Here is a 3,322-nt window from a genome sequence, read left to right as displayed (position 1 = left end):
TCGTTCACCTTTCCTTGTTAAAATTACTTGTCTAATCTCTGTTCTACCGGTACAACTAGGTGAATATCTTTAAATTCAAACGCTCTATTCGCGCCCGGAAAACAAATCAGGTCACTTTCTATCTCTTCATTAGCTAAAACTGTGAAATATGCACTTTTAGAAGTTGAGGTTTGGACTATATCTCCTCTTCTATATTCATCCACCCCACGACCTAGCCTTTTCCAAAAGCGACGTTTCTTTTCATTGGCAATTTCTTCTGGTGTAGCGTGTCTTTCTATCTCATCCAAATTAAAAGTTTCAGCCAAGCATACTCCACTTTGTTTAGTATCTTTGCTATAACCAATATTCGCCCAGCCTCCAAAATCATCAATAAATTCAATTTCGCCAACATAGCCCGTTTTAGTAACAACCCAATCTCCAGGTTCGAATTCAGGAATCACTTCGTAGCTGCCTGGTATAAATAAAATCCTAGCCATGTCTTCAAGAGATAATTTATTCAAGCATTTGTAGTCGTTAATCCATGTATCATCATCTGTAACCACGCATTTGGTATGGCGGGTTAATAATTTAACCTCACTTCTTTCTGTTCCATCTAATTCACGTTCTATCTTTTCCAATTGTTCCTGCGTCAATTTAATCTTTTCCATCCAATCACTCCTATCTATTGATCTCGCAAATTGCGAACCTACCTTTAATTTCTAAAAATGTGTAATGAGGATAACGTTTCCGAATATAATGTAGGATGCGCTCATTTAATTCCTGTTCGTTTTTTGATAGCTCCCAGAGTGATTCTGGGAGCCTAACTCTTGACTGATTATGCATTTACATCAAAATCCGTTTGGCCAGAATCATCCTCGGCTGATTGACTTTCATCTACTTCGGTATAATCTCCGTCAATAATGTTGTCATCAGCTTCACCTAGATGATCTACATCACTGCTGCCGACCTTGTTATCACTAACTACAGACTTTTGCATGTCGATGGAAAGAATGCCCCATTTATTTAACAGATTGCGGATGACTGTTTTCTTAGCCATTGCATCGTAGTCTTTCTTCCAGCCAAAATCCGATTTACTGAATTTTTTCTTATGCTTTTCAATTTCTTCTTTTGACCAATAAACTGTTTTGCGGAATCCGTTAATCAGTTCAAAAAATCCGGTGTAGCCAATAACCTTGTCCGATGCTCTAGCATCAAAATCTAATTCAATTTCTTCTGTTAAACGATTGAAGCTTTGTAATTCACCTTCGTATACCTCAATGACGTTTATATTGCGATATTGACCTGTTCTAAGCGCCAATTGAATGTAGCCTTTGTAACCCATCTGGAACTGTGCTTTTCCGCCATACGGAACGATCCATGCATAGCCTAAGTTTTTATCAACCGGAAGGTCTAAAGTGGCTGCAATCATCGCGCTTGAAATAACGCTCATTGGTTCTGCTTTCTGTAGCATTTTTTCGCTGTTATATAGGCTTAAAATAGATGCTGTGAATTGATTTGCTCTTTTCCCTAAGACTTCCTCGAAACGATTCATTACAGCTGGAGAAGCTAGTAATTGCTTCATTGTAGTTCCTTGGGCTTTGCCTACCGAGTTGTTACCTTGTTTTTTATTTGCAATTTGGTTTTTAAGAGTTGAGTTTGTAGCCATATTAATTAATCTCCTTTACGTCAAATTTACGGTACTGTGATTGTTTTAAAACTGAGTTATATACATCTGGGTATTTGTTCTTTAAAAGCTTGCTATCGACCCTATTTTGCGTTACAGGCTTCCAGTTGACTTGATAGTTTTTAACGAAACCTGTTTCAGCTTCTTTTAGTTCATATTTGATCTCGTTCTCTGTTTGCTTTGCGATTTCTTGCAGCCGCTTAATCTGCTGTTTGAGTTCCAACAGATTGTCTAGTTTGTCCTTGTAATCAAATGCAAGATCGATTGTTTTACCTTCCTCCACCTCTGCATAGCGTTCTTTTAAAAACTTTTCAGCTGCACTTGAACCGTCTAACGCCGGCGGGATATTACCTTGGACGTGATGTTTCCAAAAATGAACTTCTGCATCAAAAATCATTTGAATGAGTTCTTCGTCACGTTCTATTTCTTTCCAGATAAACTTCTGTCCACCTATTAGAACTGCGATATAGGCTTTTTCATAGCCTGTTACACCGAGATAATGTTGCACTTGAACTAGATAGGATTCCGGTATCTCTTCGCTTTCCCAATCTTTTGCTAAAAAGGCGTTAGCGGTCTTGCATTCCAACAAAGCATTTTCTCCAACTACTTTTCTATCAATGTTCGCCATGATAAATGAGTGCTCTGGATGCTGCAGCATAAAGTTATTTTTGCGAACTTTCTTACCTGTTCTAACTTCAAATTCTTTCGCCACAACATCTTCAAGCAAGTTTCCGAAATAGGCAGCTTCACCAGCTGTGTCTTCCACCTCTGATTGGCCTGTTTTATCTAGCCATAATTCAAATGGGGTTTTCCATTTGTTAAGTCCTAAAACAACGCCGGCATCACTGCCTCCGATTCCTTTTGTTCGTTCATGGAGCCATTCTTGGTGGCTCATTTCCGCTGTGCTTTTAGCCATTATTTAAGACCTCCTTAAAAAACGTAATGTTTTATTTCTTCTATCTCATAATCTAACTGATTTACATCTACTTTCTTTTTCTCAATGAAACCAAGCAGATATTCTTTAACTTCTTGCATTCGTTCTAAATCTCTATCAGTGTAGAACTCGCACGACGCAATATCGTCCAAATATTTTTTCTTTGATTTACATACTCTTATTTCCATTTTTTCAACGTGACCAGATAAGCTCACAAACACTGCATAATTCGTTTCGTTTTGCAGTTTCATTGCAAGTAACGTAATTTCCGCCATTAATCTTGATTTTTCATCCATTGCTTAATCCTCCTAAATGCCGTATAATAGGCACATAAATAGTTTTTACTTAGACATTTCAAATTGGTTCAAAAGCGCCTCTGCCAAGGTGCTTTTTTTATTTTGCAATTTCATACTCTGCTCCTTGTTGTTCAAGGACCTCGATTGTCTCCTGGAACAAATCATCTACCCGATAAAATTCATCGTTTAGCCGTAAGATTTCATCACCTGTATGAACGTCATTCCCAAGTCCATCTACGCCGTACATTGCTCTACGATTGCTATATGGATAGCCTGTATTTTCAGATCGAGTGATATCCGGGTGCTGTATGTCCATCATATTCACCTCCTTAAATTGAAGTCATCATGTAGTACAGAAATGCTAATGCCGCTATATAACCCAACACGTGAAACCACTTGTAAAAGCGTTCACTCATATGCGGGACCTCA

General features: G+C 38.2%; 5 protein-coding genes. All 5 read right to left on the bottom strand.

Going from position 1 to position 3,322, the window contains the following annotated elements; genetic code table 11:
* Positions 1–23: 23 nt before the first annotated feature.
* Entirely contained in the window at positions 24–647 is a 624-nt protein-coding gene (locus KI343_RS19595; RefSeq protein ID WP_212928087.1) for a hypothetical protein, read from the bottom strand.
* A gap of 167 nt (positions 648–814) precedes the next feature.
* Positions 815–1,645 carry a recombinase RecT gene (locus KI343_RS19590; protein WP_212928086.1) on the bottom strand — a complete coding sequence of 277 codons (831 nt, stop codon included), beginning with the start codon at positions 1,643–1,645 and terminating at the stop codon, positions 815–817.
* 1 nt (position 1,646) lies between these two features.
* Positions 1,647–2,579: a YqaJ viral recombinase family nuclease gene (locus KI343_RS19585; protein ID WP_212928085.1), complete on the bottom strand. Its 933-nt coding sequence runs from the start codon at positions 2,577–2,579 to the stop codon at positions 1,647–1,649.
* Between the two features lie 14 nt (positions 2,580–2,593).
* Positions 2,594–2,893 (bottom strand): hypothetical protein, encoded by a 300-nt coding sequence (locus KI343_RS19580; protein WP_212928084.1) that lies wholly within the window; start codon positions 2,891–2,893, stop codon positions 2,594–2,596.
* A 97-nt stretch (positions 2,894–2,990) separates the two neighbouring features.
* Positions 2,991–3,212 (bottom strand): hypothetical protein, encoded by a 222-nt coding sequence (locus tag KI343_RS19575; protein WP_212928083.1) that lies wholly within the window; start codon positions 3,210–3,212, stop codon positions 2,991–2,993.
* Positions 3,213–3,322: the final 110 nt, after the last annotated feature.

The sequence above is a fragment of the Oceanobacillus sp. J11TS1 genome (assembly GCF_018333215.1).
Taxonomy (GTDB): domain Bacteria; phylum Bacillota; class Bacilli; order Bacillales; family Amphibacillaceae; genus Oceanobacillus.
This window is presented reverse-complemented; position numbering and strand designations above follow the sequence as displayed.